Annotated in this window: 13 protein-coding genes; 8 read left to right on the top strand and 5 right to left on the bottom strand. The window is 72.1% G+C overall.

Annotated elements, in window-relative coordinates; genetic code table 11:
* Positions 1-95 precede the first annotated feature (95 nt).
* Positions 96-392, bottom strand: a complete 297-nt coding sequence (locus OOJ98_RS20875; RefSeq protein ID WP_267056447.1) for an MTH1187 family thiamine-binding protein — start codon at positions 390-392, stop codon at positions 96-98.
* Complete coding sequence (locus OOJ98_RS20870) at positions 389-733, bottom strand: DUF3817 domain-containing protein (RefSeq protein WP_267056446.1); 345 nt, start codon at positions 731-733, stop codon at positions 389-391. Before OOJ98_RS20870 ends, OOJ98_RS20875 begins: the two co-directional genes overlap by 4 nt.
* Before the next feature lie 163 nt (positions 734-896).
* Here OOJ98_RS20870 and OOJ98_RS20865 point away from each other — a divergent pair, with 163 nt between their 5' ends.
* From OOJ98_RS20865 to OOJ98_RS20850, 4 genes are all read left to right on the top strand, one after another.
* Positions 897-1,529: an AIM24 family protein gene (locus OOJ98_RS20865; RefSeq protein WP_267057045.1), complete on the top strand. Its 633-nt coding sequence runs from the start codon at positions 897-899 to the stop codon at positions 1,527-1,529.
* Positions 1,529-2,179, top strand: a complete 651-nt coding sequence (locus OOJ98_RS20860; protein ID WP_267056445.1) for an AIM24 family protein — start codon at positions 1,529-1,531, stop codon at positions 2,177-2,179. Before OOJ98_RS20865 ends, OOJ98_RS20860 begins: the two co-directional genes overlap by 1 nt.
* On the top strand, positions 2,176-2,952 hold the full coding sequence (locus OOJ98_RS20855; protein ID WP_267056444.1) for an AIM24 family protein: 777 nt from the start codon (positions 2,176-2,178) through the stop codon (positions 2,950-2,952). The genes OOJ98_RS20860 and OOJ98_RS20855 overlap by 4 nt, the downstream gene beginning before the upstream one ends.
* A gap of 141 nt (positions 2,953-3,093) precedes the next feature.
* Positions 3,094-3,570: a MarR family winged helix-turn-helix transcriptional regulator gene (locus OOJ98_RS20850; RefSeq protein WP_267056443.1), complete on the top strand. Its 477-nt coding sequence runs from the start codon at positions 3,094-3,096 to the stop codon at positions 3,568-3,570.
* Here the strand turns inward: OOJ98_RS20850 and OOJ98_RS20845 are convergent.
* The 3 genes from OOJ98_RS20845 to OOJ98_RS20835 all read right to left on the bottom strand — a co-directional run bounded on the left by OOJ98_RS20845 (position 3,476) and on the right by OOJ98_RS20835 (position 7,161).
* A complete protein-coding gene (locus OOJ98_RS20845; protein ID WP_267056442.1) occupies positions 3,476-4,720 on the bottom strand; it encodes an MFS transporter in 1,245 nt (414 codons plus the stop codon). The genes OOJ98_RS20850 and OOJ98_RS20845 overlap by 95 nt on opposite strands.
* A 225-nt stretch (positions 4,721-4,945) precedes the next feature.
* Positions 4,946-5,905 (bottom strand): methylmalonyl Co-A mutase-associated GTPase MeaB, encoded by a 960-nt coding sequence (meaB, locus tag OOJ98_RS20840; RefSeq protein ID WP_267056441.1) that lies wholly within the window; start codon positions 5,903-5,905, stop codon positions 4,946-4,948.
* Between the two features lie 53 nt (positions 5,906-5,958).
* Positions 5,959-7,161 carry an acetyl-CoA C-acetyltransferase gene (locus tag OOJ98_RS20835; RefSeq protein WP_267056440.1) on the bottom strand — a complete coding sequence of 401 codons (1,203 nt, stop codon included), beginning with the start codon at positions 7,159-7,161 and terminating at the stop codon, positions 5,959-5,961.
* A 135-nt stretch (positions 7,162-7,296) separates the two neighbouring features.
* Here OOJ98_RS20835 and mce point away from each other — a divergent pair, with 135 nt between their 5' ends.
* The 4 genes from mce to OOJ98_RS20815 all read left to right on the top strand — a co-directional run bounded on the left by mce (position 7,297) and on the right by OOJ98_RS20815 (position 14,287).
* Complete coding sequence (gene mce, locus OOJ98_RS20830) at positions 7,297-7,746, top strand: methylmalonyl-CoA epimerase (protein ID WP_267056439.1); 450 nt, start codon at positions 7,297-7,299, stop codon at positions 7,744-7,746.
* 199 nt (positions 7,747-7,945) lie between these two features.
* Positions 7,946-12,136 (top strand): polarized growth protein Scy, encoded by a 4,191-nt coding sequence (gene scy / locus OOJ98_RS20825; protein ID WP_267056438.1) that lies wholly within the window; start codon positions 7,946-7,948, stop codon positions 12,134-12,136.
* A gap of 114 nt (positions 12,137-12,250) precedes the next feature.
* The gene (locus OOJ98_RS20820) at positions 12,251-13,189 is read left to right on the top strand and encodes a cellulose-binding protein (protein ID WP_267056437.1); all 939 of its coding nucleotides are present in this window, start codon (positions 12,251-12,253) and stop codon (positions 13,187-13,189) included.
* Positions 13,190-13,285: 96 nt separating this feature from the next.
* The gene (locus tag OOJ98_RS20815) at positions 13,286-14,287 is read left to right on the top strand and encodes an ABC transporter ATP-binding protein (RefSeq protein ID WP_267056436.1); all 1,002 of its coding nucleotides are present in this window, start codon (positions 13,286-13,288) and stop codon (positions 14,285-14,287) included.
* Positions 14,288-14,289: the final 2 nt, after the last annotated feature.

Raw genomic sequence — 14,289 nt, 5'->3', positions numbered from 1 at the left:
CGTGCGGACGCGCGAGAGCCCCCGGCCGGGGCGGGCCGGGGGCTCTCGACGGTGCCGGATGAGGGCCGCCGCTCGGCGGCCCGGACGGCGGGCGGTTACTCGGCGGCGAGGTGACGCTCGACCGTCTCGACCTTGGAGGTGAGGCCGTCGGTGACGCCGGGGCGGATGTCCGCCTTGAGGACGAGCGAGACACGGTTGGAGCGGGCCTCGACGGCGGCGACGGCGCGCTTGACGACGTCCATGACCTCGTCCCACTCGCCTTCGATGCTGGTGAACATCGCGTCCGTGTGGTTGGGCAGGCCGGACTCGCGCACCACGCGGACCGCGTCCGCCACGTACTCCCCCACGTCCTCGCCGACGCCGAGCGGGCTGACCGAGAAGGCGACGATCATGCGTTCACCACGCCTTCCTTGCGGGCCCGGGTCGCGATGACCGCGTCGTCCAGCTCGCGGCGGAGCTTGCGCTCGGCGAAGAAGCCGCCGAAGGGCAGGACGGCGAGCACGAAGTAGAGGATGCCGGTCTTCGCGGACCACTTGGTGCGGTTCCACGCGTCGAGCCAGAACAGCACGTACAGCGTGAAGAGGACGCCGTGGACCATGCCCATCACCATCACCCCGTCGAACGAGGTGGTGCGCTTGAGCACCGAGCACACCAGCAGGATCGGGAACGAGATGGCCTCGGGGAGCGAGATCAGTCGGAGTCGATGCAGGGCGGAGGCTGTCTTGAGGTCCACGGGAGGGCACCTTCGCTGGGAGAGAGCGGGCGGCAGTGATCAATTGAGGGCGATCACCGGGCTGTGATCGTTTGTGAACGCGTGCACAAACGATCCTCATTCTGACATCGTCCCCTTGCCCCTGTCGGGGCGGGTCCCCGGCCGCTACCGTCGGGCCGTGGCAATGTTCCGACTTCAGGGCAGCAAGGTGCTCGCCGTCGACATGACCGGCGACGCCGTCAAGGCGAAGAACGGCTCGATGGTCGCCTACGACGGCCAGATGGCGTTCAAGAAGATGTCCGGCGGTGGTGAGGGTCTGCGCGGCATGGTGACCCGCCGTCTCACCGGCGAGCAGATGACCGTGATGGAGGTGAAGGGGCACGGCACGTGCTATTTCGCCGACCGGGCCAGTGAGATCAACCTGGTGAGCCTCACCGGCGACAAGCTCTTCGTCGAGGCGAGCAATCTGCTCGCCACCGACGCGGGGCTGCGCACCGGCACGACCTTCACCGGGCTGCGCGGCGCGAGCCAGGGCAACGGCCTGTTCACCACGACGATCGAGGGCCAGGGGCAGGCCGCGATCATGTCGGACGGCCCCGCGGTGATCCTGCGGGTCAGCGCCCAGTACCCGCTCCTGGTCGACCCCGGCGCCTACATCGCCCACCAGGGCAGCCTCCGCCAGCACTTCCAGTCCGGGGTGACCTTCCGCACCTTCATCGGCGAGGGCTCCGGCGAGGCGTTCCAGATCCGGTTCGAGGGCGAGGGCCTGGTGTACGTGCAGCCGAGCGAGCGCAACACGATCGGCGGGGACGTCTGATGCCGTTCCGCGAGATCAACTCGAAGATGGTCGAGGCGACGGTGCTCCCCGGCCAGCGGATGTTCAGCCAGCGCGGCGCGATGCTCGCGTACAAGGGCGAGGTGTCCTTCACACCCAACATCCAGGGCGGCCAGGGCGGCCTGATGTCGATGATCGGGCGGCGGGTCGCCAACGAGGCGACGCCGCTGATGACGGTCGAAGGCAGTGGCACGGTGATGTTCGGCCACGGCGGCCACCACATCCAGGTCATCAACCTCCAGGGCGACACCCTGTACGTGGAGGCCGACCGGCTGCTCGCCTTCGACGGCTCCCTCCAGCAGGGCACGATGTTCATGGGCTCGCAGGGCGGGGTCATGGGCATGGTGCGCGGCCAGGTGACCGGGCAGGGCCTGTTCACCACGACGCTCAAGGGCCATGGCGCGGTCGCGGTGATGGCACACGGCGGGGTGATCGAGCTGCCGATCACTCCGCAGCGGCCGGTCCACGTCGACCCGCAGGCCTATGTCGCCCACCACGGCGACGTCCGCAACAAGCTCTCGGCCGCGCTCGGCTGGCGCGAGATGGTGGGCCGGGGCTCCGGCGAGGCCTTCCAGCTCGAACTGTCCGGTCAGGGCGCGGTGTACGTGCAGGCCTCGGAGGAGAAGCTGTGAGCGCCCCGGTGATCTTCGACCCGTACTCGCTGCCGAGCGACGACAACGTCAACAAGTACACGTTCTGCGTGGAGCTCAAGTCGAGCCAGTGGTTCCTGCAGAAGGGCAAGATGATCGCCTATTACGGGCAGATCGAGTTCAACGGCATCGGCCACGGCCGGCTCGACCGGCTGCTGCGCACGAGCTTCCACTCGCCGCTGCACGCGGCCGACTGGGTGGTGGCGGACGGCAGCGGCAAGATGCTGCTCGCGGACCGCGCCTTCGACGTGAACAGCTACGACCTGGACGAGGGCAACCTGACCATCCGGTCCGGCAACCTCCTGGCGTACCAGCCCACGCTCGCGCTGAAGCAGTCGATCGTGCCGGGGTTCCTGACGCTGATCGGCACGGGCAAGTTCGTGGCGGCCTCCAACGGGCCGGTCGTCTTCATGGAGCCGCCGATCCGGGTGGATCCGCAGGCGCTGGTCGGCTGGGCGGACTGCCCGTCGCCGTGTCACCACTACGACCACGGGTACATGACCGGCGTCCTGGGCGGAATCCGGTCACTCACCGGGCTCGGCGGGACCTCGGGCGAGGAGCACCAGTTCGAGTTCGTGGGGGCGGGTACGGTACTGCTCCAGTCGACCGAAGTGCTCATGGCGGAGCAGGCGACCGGGCAGGTGGCCGCCGAGCCCGGGGTGCCCGGCGGCGGGCAGGGCGGGCAGGGTGCCGCGGCCGGGGCACCGCGTCTTCCCGGCCAGCTGGGGGACCTGCAGCGTCGCTTCGGCCTGTGAGCGGTAGTCTGCGGAGTGTGACGTCGAACGCCTGAACCCCTCCGGGCGGCGGTCACGCCCGAGGGGTGCACCCGTGTCGGGTGCCGGGCGTCACATCCCCCCGATTGGTTCAGAATTCAACTTCTTAGGTAGAATCCACATATGGAGACCGAGACGGCCACGAACTGGCTGAGCGACGACGAGCAGTGCGCCTGGCGCACCTACCTGGACGTCAACAGGATGCTGACGTACCAGATGGAGAAGGACCTCCAGCCGTTCGGCCTGACCAACAACGACTACGAGATCCTGGTGAACCTCTCGGAGTCGGCGGACAACCGGATGCGGATGAGCGACCTCGCGGCCGCCACCCTCCAGTCCAAGAGCCGTCTCTCGCACCAGATCACCCGCATGGAGAACGCGGGCCTGGTCCGGCGCGAGAACTGCGAGTCGGACCGGCGCGGGCTCTTCGCCGTCCTCACCGAGAGCGGCGCCGCGACCATGGAGAAGGTCGCCCCGCACCACGTCGCCTCCGTGCGGCGCCACTTCATCGATCTGCTGTCGGGCGAGGCTCTGGCCGATCTGCGGGAGTCTCTGACGCCGGTCGCCGAGCATCTGCGCGGGCACCGCGGGAAGATCTGACGGCGAGCGCGCAGCACAGCGCGGGCAGCCCCGCGAGCACGAAGCACCAGGGCAGCGGAAGCCGTCCGACGAGCAGCCCGACGCCCGCGGAGGCGGCCGAACTCCCGGCGTTCACCGCCGTGTTGACCCATGCGCCGGCCCGGGTACGGGTGCCGGGCGAAGCCAGCTCATCGGCGTACAGATAGGCCGTGGTGAGCGCGGGGGCGACGAAGAGGCCGGCGAGCACCATGGCCCCGGCGAGCGCGGCGAGTCCCGGCGCCGCCCCGGCGAGCGCGAGCGCTCCCGCGAGGCCCACCGCGAACAGGGCCAGCCTGCTCCTGGCCGGGCGCCGCCACCGCACGGCTCCGTTGACCAGGCCCCCCACCGCGCTGCCGACCGAGAGCGCGGCGAGCAGCCAGGGCGCGGCCGACGCCCGGCCCCGGTCGTCCGCGAACGCGAGCACCAGCAGGTCGACGGCGCCGAGCGCGAGCCCGACACCGGCCGCCACCAGGGCGGGCCGCCAGGGCGCCCGGCCCCGCACGGGGGCCGCGTCGCCGCTGTCCTGCCCGGTCCCGGGCCCGGTCGTGCGGAGCGCGGGCGAGGCGACCAGGGCGAGCGTCCCCACGACCACCAGCCCCGCGCCGAGCAGCACACCGACGGCGGGATCGGCGTACTGGACGAGCACACCGATCACCAACGGGCCGCTCACATAGAGGAGTTCCTCACAGACTCCGTCCAGGCTGTACGCGCGCTCCAGCATCCGGCGGTCCGGCACGAGCTCGCTCCACACGGTGCGCATGGTGGGCCCGAGCGGCGGGGTGCAGGCGCCCGCGGCGGTCCCGAGGACGGCGAGCAGCGCGGCGCCCGCCCCGCCGAGCAGACAGACGCAGGCGAGCGCGACGAGCAGCGCCCCGTACAGGACGGCCATGGGGGGCAGGGCACGGCGTGGGCCGTGCCGGTCGACGAGGGCGGCGCGGACCGGCGAGAGCAGCACACTGCTGATGCCGAAGAGCGCCATGACGGTGCCGGCCACGGCGTAGGAGCCGGAGCCCCGTTGGACGGCGAGGACGAGGGCGAGCGGGGCCGTTCCGTAGGAGAGCCGACCCAGCAGGGCGGCGCCGAAGGCGCGGGCGGCGCCCGGGGTCCGCAGGACGGCGGCGTACGAGGACATGGGTGTTCCTTCGGGGCTGTGCGCGGAAAGGGTCGCCGAAGCGCACCGCGGCCTCGGCGCCCTCTGCGGGCGGGGCGCGGTGCCGGGGCGGCACCTATGCGCAGAGCAGGAACATGCGCCCCACGCTAACAGCCCCGGTACGGCCCAACCAGGGGCCGTACCGGGGCTGTTGACGAGCCGGCGCCGGGCCCTTCGCAGGGCGGACCCGGTCGTGCGCGGAGCGCGCTAGGCCGTTTCGGTCAGGCCGGCGACCAGTTCGTCGGCGGCCGCGTAGGGGTCGAGCTCGCCGTCGACGATGCGCTGGGCGAGCGCGTCGAGGCGCCGGTCGCCGTGGAGGGAGCCGATGCGCTCGCGCAGGGCGGTCACCGCGATGGTCTCGACCTCGCGGGCCGCTCGGGACCTGCGGCGCTCCGCGAGGACGCCGTGCTCGGCCATCCACGCGTGGTGCTTCTCCAGCGCCTCCACGACCTCGTCGATGCCCTCGCCGCGGGCCGCCACCGTCTTGACGATGGGCGGCCGCCAGTCGCCGGGGCCGCGCGATTCGCCGAGGCCCAGCATGTGGTTGAGCTCGCGGGCCGTGGCGTCCGCGCCGTCCCGGTCCGCCTTGTTGACGACGTAGAGGTCGCCGATTTCGAGGATGCCGGCCTTGGCCGCCTGGATGCCGTCGCCCATGCCGGGCGCGAGCAGCACGACCGAGGTGTCGGCCTGCGAGGCGATCTCGACCTCGGACTGCCCGACGCCGACCGTCTCGACGAGGATCACCTCGCACCCCGCCGCGTCCAGGACGCGGATCGCCTGGGGCGCGGACCAGGCGAGGCCGCCGAGGTGGCCGCGGGTCGCCATCGAGCGGATGTAGACGCCGGGGTCGGAGGCGTGGTCGGACATCCGGACCCGGTCGCCGAGCAGGGCGCCGCCCGAGAACGGCGAGGACGGGTCGACGGCGAGGACGCCGACCCGCTTGCCCGCCCTGCGGTAGGCGGTGACCAGCGCGGAGGTGGAGGTCGACTTGCCGACGCCGGGCGAGCCGGTGAGCCCCACGACGTAGGCGTTGCCCGCGAGCGGGGCCAGCGCCGCCATCACCTCGCGCAGCTGCGGGGAGGCCCCCTCGACCAGCGAGATCAGCCGGGCGACGGCCCTGGGCCGGCCTTCCCGTGCCTGGGCCACCAGTTCGGGGACGTCCACCATTGCCGCTCCGTTCAGTCGCGTACGCACCGCAGGGTCAGGAATCGCTTCCGGGGTTACTTGCCCGGCACGCGCACGATCAGAGCGTCGCCCTGGCCGCCGCCGCCGCACAGGGCCGCGGCGCCCACACCGCCGCCGCGGCGCTTCAGCTCCAGGGCGAGGTGCAGGACCACGCGGGCGCCGGACATGCCGATGGGGTGGCCGAGGGCGATGGCGCCGCCGTTCACGTTCACCTTTTCCGGGGAGACCCCGAGGTCCTTCATTGACTGCGCGGCGACCGCGCCGAAGGCTTCGTTGATCTCGATCAGGTCGAGGTCCTCGACCGTGATGCCCTCCTTGCCGACCGCGTGCTTGATCGCGTTCGACGGCTGCGACTGGAGCGAGCTGTCGGGGCCCGCCACGTTGCCGTGGGCGCCGATCTCGGCGATCCACTCCAGGCCCAGCTCCTCGGCCTTGGCCTTCGACATCACGACGACCGCGGCGGCGCCGTCGGAGATCTGCGAGGCGGTGCCGGCCGTGATCGTGCCGTCCTTGGTGAAGGCGGGGCGCAGCTTGGCGAGCGTCTCCACGGTCGTGTCGGCGCGGATGCCCTCGTCCTTCGCGAACAGGACCGGGTCGCCCTTGCGCTGCGGGATCTCCACCGGGGTGATCTCGGCCTCGAAGATGCCGTTCTTCTGGGCGGCCGCGGCGCGCTGGTGGGAGGCGGCGGCGATCTCGTCCTGCTCGGCGCGGGTGATGCCGAGGCGGGTGTTGTGCCGCTCGGTCGCCTCTCCCATGGGGATGTTCTCGAAGGAGTCGGTCAGACCGTCGTACGCCATCGAGTCGAGCATCTCGATCGCGCCGTACTTGAAGCCCTCGCGGGACTTCGGCAGCACGTGCGGGGCGTTGGTCATGGACTCCTGGCCGCCGGCGACCACGATGTCGAACTCGCCGGCGCGGATCAGCTGGTCGGCGAGGGCGATCGCGTCGAGACCCGAGAGGCACACCTTGTTGACGGTGAGCGCGGGCACGTTCATCGGGATGCCGGCCTTCACGGCGGCCTGACGGGCCGGGATCTGGCCGGCGCCGGCCGTGAGCACCTGGCCCATGATCACGTACTGCACCTGGTCCCCGCCGATGCCGGCCCGGTCCAGGGCCGCCTTGATGGCGAAGCCGCCGAGATCGGCGCCGGAGAAGGACGTGAGGGAGCCGAGCAGACGGCCCATGGGCGTACGGGCGCCCGCGACGATCACTGAGGTGGTACCGGTCGTTCCAGACATGAGGCACGGCCCTTAGGGAGATGTGAACGAGGGTTTACTCGGAGCGTACTGAGCGGTACCTCCCCACGTCATCGGGCAGCCGGTGTGATGGCGCGCACGTTGCGTAACCACCCTCGGGGGCGCTGCACTGGTTCCATGCTGACGCGAATCGACCACATCGGGATCGCCTGTTTCGACCTCGACAAGACCGTCGAGTTCTACCGTGCCACCTATGGCTTCGAGGTGTTCCACACCGAGGTCAACGAGGAACAGGGCGTGCGGGAGGCCATGCTCAAGATCAACGAGACCTCGGACGGCGGCGCCTCCTACCTCCAGCTCCTGGAGCCCACCCGCGAGGACTCCGCCGTCGGCAAGTGGCTCGCCAAGAACGGCGAGGGCGTGCACCACATCGCCTTCGGCACGGGCGACGTCACCGCCGACTCCGAGGCCATCCGCGACAAGGGCGTACGAGTCCTGTACGACCAGCCGCGCACCGGTTCGATGGGCTCGCAGATCACCTTCCTGCACCCCAAGGACTGCCACGGCGTGCTCACCGAACTCGTCACTTCCGCCCCCCAGGACCACACAGACACCGCCGCCCACTGAGCCCGCACAGATGGAGGCCGGGCCTCCGCATACTCGGCCCGGTACAGTGGGCGGTTCCGGGCCGGGGTCGGGTCGGGGCCTGAGACCCACGCCCCTGTTTTGATCTGACACCATTCACCGGGGGCCCCGTCCGTCGTGTGCGGTCGGACGGTGCTCGTACGGGCAGTGTTCGCGACCAGGGGACGGATGGGACCGCGCAGTGCGGGGCTACGAACGCCAGGAGAGCCAGAGCCACCGGCCTGACGACCACCTCTCGCGGTTCGAGGCCGAGATGGAGCGGCTGAAGACCGAGCGGGAGAAGGCCGTTCAGCACGCCGAGGATCTCGGCTACCAGGTCGAAGTGCTGCGCGCCAAGCTCCACGAGGCGCGCCGCAATCTCGCGACCCGTCCCGCCTACGACACGGCGAACGTCGGCTACCAGGCCGAACAGCTGCTCCGCAACGCCCAGATGCAGGCCGAGCAGCTGCGCACGGACGCCGAGCGCGAGCTGCGGGACGCCCGCGCCCAGACCCAGCGCATCCTCCAGGAGCACGCCGAACACCAGGCGCGGCTCCAGGCCGAGTTGCACGCCGAGGCCGTCAACCGGCGCCAGCGCCTCGACCAGGAGCTGTCCGAGCGCCGGGCCACCGTCGAGTCGCACGTCAACGAGAACGTGGCGTGGGCCGAGCAACTGCGGGCCCGTACCGAGGCGCAGGCCCGCCGGCTCATGGAGGAGTCCCGCGCCGAGGCCGAGCAGTCGCTCGCCGCGGCCCGCGCGGAGGCCACCCGGATCGCCGAGGAGGCCCGCCAACGGCTCGGCTCCGAGGCCGAGTCGGCGCGCGCCGAGGCCGAGGCGACGCTGCTGCGCGCCCGCAAGGACGCCGAGCGGCTCCTGAACGCGGCGTCCGCACAGGCCCAGGAGGCCACCTCCCACGCCGAGCAGCTGCGCACGACGACCGGCGCCGAGACCGCCCAGGCCCGCCAGCAGGCGGCCGAGCTGAGCCGCGCCGCCGAACAGCGGATGCAGGAGGCGGAGGCCGCGCTGCGCGAGGCGCGTGCCGAGGCCGAGCGGGCGGTCACCGAGGCGAAGGAGGCCGCGGCCAAGCAGGTCGCGAGCGCCGAGTCCGCCAACGAGCAGCGCACCAGGACCGCGAAGACCGAGATCGCGCGGCTCGTCGCGGAGGCCACCAAGGAGTCCGAGACCCTCAAGGCCGAGGCCGAGCAGGCGCTCGCGGACGCGAAGGCGGAGGCGGAGCGGCTGCGCACCGAGGCCGCCGAGTCGGCCCGCACCAGCGCCGCCGAGGACACCGCGGCCCAGCTCGCCAAGGCCGCGCGTACCGCCGAAGAGGTCCTGACCAAGGCGTCCGAGGACGCCCGGGAGACCACCCGCAAGGCGTCCGAGGAGGCCGAGCGGATCCGCCGCGAGGCGGACGCCGAGGCCGAGCGGCTGCGCGGGGAGGCCGCCGAGCAGGCCGACGAGCTCAAGGGCGCCGCCAAGGACGACACCAAGGAGTACCGGGCCAAGACGGTCGAGCTCCAGGAGGAGGCCCGCCGGCTGCGCGGCGAGGCCGAGCAGCTGCGCGCCGAGGCGGTCGCCGAGGGCGAGCGGATCCGGGGCGAGGCGCGCCGCGAGGCGGTCCAGCAGATCGAGGAGGCGGCCAGGACCGCCGAGGAGCTGCTGGCCAAGGCCAAGGCCGACGCCGAGGAGCTGCGCACCACCGCGGGCAACGAGTCCGAGCGGGTGCGCAACGAAGCGGTCGAGCGGGCCAACACGCTGCGCAAGCAGGCCGAGGAGACACTGGAGCGCACGCGCGCCGAGGCCGAGCGGATGCGCGCGGAGTCCGAGGAGCAGGCGGAGCAGACCACGACGGAGGCCGAGGCGGCCGCCGTCCGGCTGCGCGAGGAGACCGAGCGGGCGATAGCGGCCCGCCAGGCCGAGGCCGCCGAGGAGCTGGCCCGGCTGCACACCGAGGCCGAGCAGCGCCACACCGCGGCCGAGCAGGCCCTGACCGACGCCCGTGCCGAGGGCGAGCGGATCCGGCGCGAGGCCGCCGAGGAGAGCGAGCGGATCCGCACCGAGGCCGCCGAGCGCATCCGTACGCTCCAGGCGCAGGCCGAGCAGGAGGCCGAGCGGCTGCGCACCGAGGCCGCGTCCGACGCCTCCAGCGCCCGCGCGGAGGCGGAGAGCGCGGCGGTCCGGCTGCGCACGGAGGCGGCCGCGGAGGCCGAGCGGCTCAAGTCCGAGGCACAGGAGAGCGCCGACCGGATGCGCGCGGAGGCCGCGGCCGCCGCCGAGCGGGTCGCCGCCGAGGCCGCCGAGGCGCTCGCCGCCGCCCAGGAGGAGGCCGTGCGGCGCCGCCGCGAGGCCGAGGAGACGCTGGGCTCGGCGCGCGCCGAGGCCGAATCCGAGCGCGCCCAGGCCCGTGAGCAGAGCGAGGAACTGCTCGCCTCCGCCCGCAAGCGGGTCGAGGAGGCGCAGACCGAGGCGCAGCGGCTCGGCGAGGAGGCCGACCGGCGCGCCACCGAGCTGGTGTCGACGGCCGAGCAGACCGCCAAGGACGTACGGGACTCCGTGGCCGGGCTCCGCGAGGAGGCCGAGCAGGAGATCGCCGGGCTGCGCAGCGCCGCCGAGCACGCGGCGGAGCGCACCACGAGCGAGGCGCAGGAGGAGGCGGACCGGGTCCGCGCCGACGCGCACGCCGAGCGCGAGCGCGCGGGCGAGGACGCGGGCCGCGTCCGGGCCCGTGCCCAGGAGGAGTCCGAGGCCGCGAAGGCGCTGGCCGAGCGGACCGTCACGGACGCCATGGCCGAGGCGGAGAAGGCCCGTTCGGACGCCGCCGAGTACGCGCAGCGCATGCGCACCGAGGCCTCCGACGCGCTCGCCTCGTCCGAGCAGGACGCGGCGCGCACCCGGGCCGAGGCCCGCGAGGACGCCAACCGGATCCGCTCCGACGCCGCGAGCCAGGCGGACCGCCTGGTCACCGAGGCGACGGCGGAGGCCGAGCGGCTCGCCGCCGAGTCGAGCGCCGAGGCGGAGCGCCTGGTCACCGAGGCCCAGCAGGTACGGGTCGAGGGCCAGGCCGAGGCGGACGCGCTGCGCGCCGCGGCGCGCGAGGAGGCCGAGCGGGTCACCGGCGCGGCCCTCGCCGAGGCCGAGCAGGCCACGACGGCCGCCCGCGAGGAGGCCGAGCGGGTCACGAGCAAGGCGCTGGCGGACGCCGAGCGCACCACCAACGAGGCGAACGCGTATGCCGAGTTGGTCACCACCGAGGCGCGCTCCGACGCGGGCTCCACGCTGGGCGCGGCCAACGCCGAGGCGGAGCAGACCATAAGCGAGGCCCGTGCCGAGGCCGAGCGGCTGCTCGACGAGGCACGCCGGGCCGCGGACAAGCGGCGCTCCGACGCGGCGGCCCAGGCCGACCAGCTCATCGGGGAGGCGAGCAGCGAGGCCGAGCGGCTGCGCGCGGAGGCCGCCGACACGGTGGGCTCGGCCCAGCAGGCCGCCGAGCGGATCAGGGCCGAGGCCGAGAAGAACCGTGCCCGCGCCGACGAGGCCGCGGAGAAGACGCGTACCGAGGCCCGCGAGGAGGCGGACCGGCTGCTCGACGAGGCCCGCACCGCCGCGGCCAAGCGGCGCTCGGACGCCGCGGAGCAGGCCGACCAGCTCATCAACAAGGCCCAGGAGGAGGCGCTGCGCGCCGCCACCGAGGCCGAGGAGCAGGCCGACACGATGGTCGGCGCGGCCCGCAAGGAGGCCGAGCGGATCGTCGCGGAGTCGACGGTGGAGGGCAACTCCCTGGTGGAGAAGGCCCGTACGGACGCGGACGAGCTGCTCGCCGGTGCCCGCGCGGACGCCACCGCCATAAGGGAGCGCACCGAGGAGGTGCGTTCGCGCACCGAGGCGGAGATCGAGGAGCTGCACGAGCGGGCCCGCCGCGAGAGCGCCGAGCAGATGAAGACGGCGGGCGAGCGCGTCGACAAGCTGGTGAAGGCCGCGACCGAGCAGACCACCGAGGCGCAGGCGAAGGCCAAGTCGTTGGTGGCGGACGCCGATTCCGAGGCGCACAAGGTCCGCATCGCCGCGGTGAAGAAGGCGGAGGCGCTGCTCAAGGAGGCCGAGACCAAGAAGGCCGAGCTGGTCCGCGAGGCCACCGCGCTGCGTGACGAGGCGGCGGCGGAGGCGCGCCGCACGGTCGAGGAGGGCAAGCGTGAACTCGACGTCCTGGTGCGGCGCCGGCAGGACATCAATGCCGAGATCTCCCGTGTCCAGGACGTACTTGAGGCGTTGGAATCATTCGAGGCGCCGGGCGCGGGCGGCAAATCCGGCTCTGGCGGCGGTTCTTCCGCAGGTGTCAAGGCAGGTGCGGCGGCCGGGGCAACACGTTCGAGTGGCAAGTCTTCGGAGGGCTAGCCACTCAAAAGGCTGGACATTCTCCAGATCAAACGGGCATCCGCTCGATGACACGCCGCTTGGGCCCCTAGGATTCCCCCTATCACCTCACCGGTCTCATTCGACAGGAACCCCATGAGCGACACTTCCTCCCCCTTCGGCTTCGAGCTCGTGCGGCGTGGTTACGACCGCGGTCAGGTGGATGACCGCATTACCAAGCTCGTCGCCGACCGTGACAGTGCTCTGGCACGGATCACTTCTCTGGAAAAGCGCATCGAGGAGCTCCACCTCGAAACGCAGAACGCCCAGGCCCAGGTGAACGACGCGGAGCCGTCGTACGCGGGTCTGGGTGCGCGGGTCGAAAAGATCCTGCGGCTCGCCGAGGAAGAGGCGAAGGACCTGCGCGAGGAGGCCCGTCGGGCCGCCGAGCAGCACCGCGAACTCGCCGAGTCCGCCGCGCAGCAGGTGCGCAACGACGCCGAGTCGTTCGCCTCCGAGCGCAAGGCGAAGTCCGAGGACGAGGGCGTACGGATCGTCGAGAAGGCGAAGGGTGACGCCTCTCAGCTCCGTTCCGAGGCGCAGAAGGACGCGCAGTCCAAGCGCGAGGAGGCGGACGCCCTCTTCGAGGAGACCCGCGCCAAGGCCGCCCAGGCCGCCGCGGACTTCGAGACCAACCTCGCCAAGCGCCGCGAGCAGTCCGAGCGTGACCTGGCGTCGCGTCAGGCGAAGGCGGAGAAGCGCCTCGCGGAGATCGAGCACCGCGCGGAGCAGCTCCGCCTGGAGGCCGAGAAGCTGCGCACGGACGCGGAGCGCCGTGCGCGCCAGACGGTGGAGACGGCGCAGCGCCAGGCCGAGGACATCGTGGCCGACGCCAACGCCAAGGCGGACCGCATCCGTTCGGAATCCGAGCGCGAGCTGGCGGCCCTCACCAACCGCCGCGACTCGATCAACGCGCAGCTCACCAACGTCCGCGAGATGCTCGCGACGCTGACCGGTGCGGCCGTGGCCGCCGCCGGGTCCCCGGTCGACGACGAGCCCGTCTCGCGCGGCGTTCCGGCGCAGCAGTCCCGCTAGTCACCGCAGCCCTTCCCCCGTGGGCTGCGGCAGAAAAACGCGAAGCCCCCTGCCATTCCGGTGGCGGGGGGCTTTGTCGACGTCTAGCGTAGCCGCATGATCGAGCTAGAGGGTCTCACCAAGCGCTACGGCAACAAGGTCGCCGTCGACCAGCTGTCCTTCCAGGTCAGACCGGGCGTGGTGACCGGCTTTCTGGGACCCAACGGAGCCGGCAAGTCGACGACCATGCGCATGCTGCTCGATCTGGACAACCCGACCAGCGGAACCGTACGCATCGACGGCAAGCACTACCGCGACCTTCCTGAGCCGCTGAAGTACATCGGGGCGCTGCTCGACGCCAAGGCGATGCACGGCGGCCGTACCGCGTACAACAACCTGCTGTGCCTGGCCCAGTCCAACCGGATCCCGGCGTCCCGGGTCTCCGAGGTCCTCGACACGGTGGGCCTGACGGCGGTGGCGAAGAAGAAGGCGAAGGGGTTCTCGCTCGGCATGGGGCAGCGGCTCGGAATCGCCTCCGCGCTCCTCGGAGACCCCGAGATCCTGATGTTCGACGAACCCGTCAATGGTCTGGACCCCGAGGGAATTCACTGGATCCGCAATCTGATGAAGCAGCTCGCGAGCGAAGGCCGGACGATCTTCGTTTCGTCTCACCTGATGAGCGAAATGGCCCTCACGGCCGATCACTTGATCGTCATTGGGCAGGGCCGACTGCTCGCCGATACATCGATGGCGGATTTCATCCGGCAGAACTCCCGGAGTTTCGTGCGGCTGCGTTCCCCCCAGTGGGAACGGCTCATCGAGGTGCTGCAGCAGTCGGGCATCGCGTACACGCAGACCGGCGACGGCGCCGTCGAAATCGACAACGGCAGGATCGAGGCGCTCGGTGAACTGGCCGCGCAGCACCAGCTCGTGCTGCACGAGCTCTCGGGCCAGCAGGCCTCGCTCGAAGAGGCGTTCATGCAGATGACGGCGGGTTCGGTGGAGTACCACGCACACGGCGCGACCACCCCGGGCGGGCCGCAGGCCGCGCCACCGGGATGGGGCGGCGGGCCGCCGGCGCCGAACTGGGGCGCGGGCGACCAGGGCAAGGGGGTCTGAAC

It is taken from the genome of Streptomyces sp. NBC_00083 (assembly GCF_026343295.1).
Classification (GTDB): domain Bacteria; phylum Actinomycetota; class Actinomycetes; order Streptomycetales; family Streptomycetaceae; genus Streptomyces.
This window is presented reverse-complemented; position numbering and strand designations above follow the sequence as displayed.

Bases quoted from the DNA above. Each gene is read 5' to 3' on its own strand.
- OOJ98_RS20875 (WP_267056447.1), bottom strand. From the start codon at position 392: ATGATCGTCGCCTTCTCGGTCAGCCCGCTCGGCGTCGGCGAGGACGTG.
- OOJ98_RS20865 (WP_267057045.1), top strand. From the start codon at position 897: ATGTTCCGACTTCAGGGCAGCAAGGTGCTCGCCGTCGACATGACCGGC.
- OOJ98_RS20860 (WP_267056445.1), top strand. From the start codon at position 1,529: ATGCCGTTCCGCGAGATCAACTCGAAGATGGTCGAGGCGACGGTGCTC.
- OOJ98_RS20850 (WP_267056443.1), top strand. From the start codon at position 3,094: ATGGAGACCGAGACGGCCACGAACTGGCTGAGCGACGACGAGCAGTGC.
- OOJ98_RS20845 (WP_267056442.1), bottom strand. From the start codon at position 4,720: ATGTCCTCGTACGCCGCCGTCCTGCGGACCCCGGGCGCCGCCCGCGCC.
- meaB (WP_267056441.1), bottom strand. From the start codon at position 5,905: ATGGTGGACGTCCCCGAACTGGTGGCCCAGGCACGGGAAGGCCGGCCC.
- OOJ98_RS20835 (WP_267056440.1), bottom strand. From the start codon at position 7,161: ATGTCTGGAACGACCGGTACCACCTCAGTGATCGTCGCGGGCGCCCGT.
- mce (WP_267056439.1), top strand. From the start codon at position 7,297: ATGCTGACGCGAATCGACCACATCGGGATCGCCTGTTTCGACCTCGAC.
- OOJ98_RS20820 (WP_267056437.1), top strand. From the start codon at position 12,251: ATGAGCGACACTTCCTCCCCCTTCGGCTTCGAGCTCGTGCGGCGTGGT.
- OOJ98_RS20815 (WP_267056436.1), top strand. From the start codon at position 13,286: ATGATCGAGCTAGAGGGTCTCACCAAGCGCTACGGCAACAAGGTCGCC.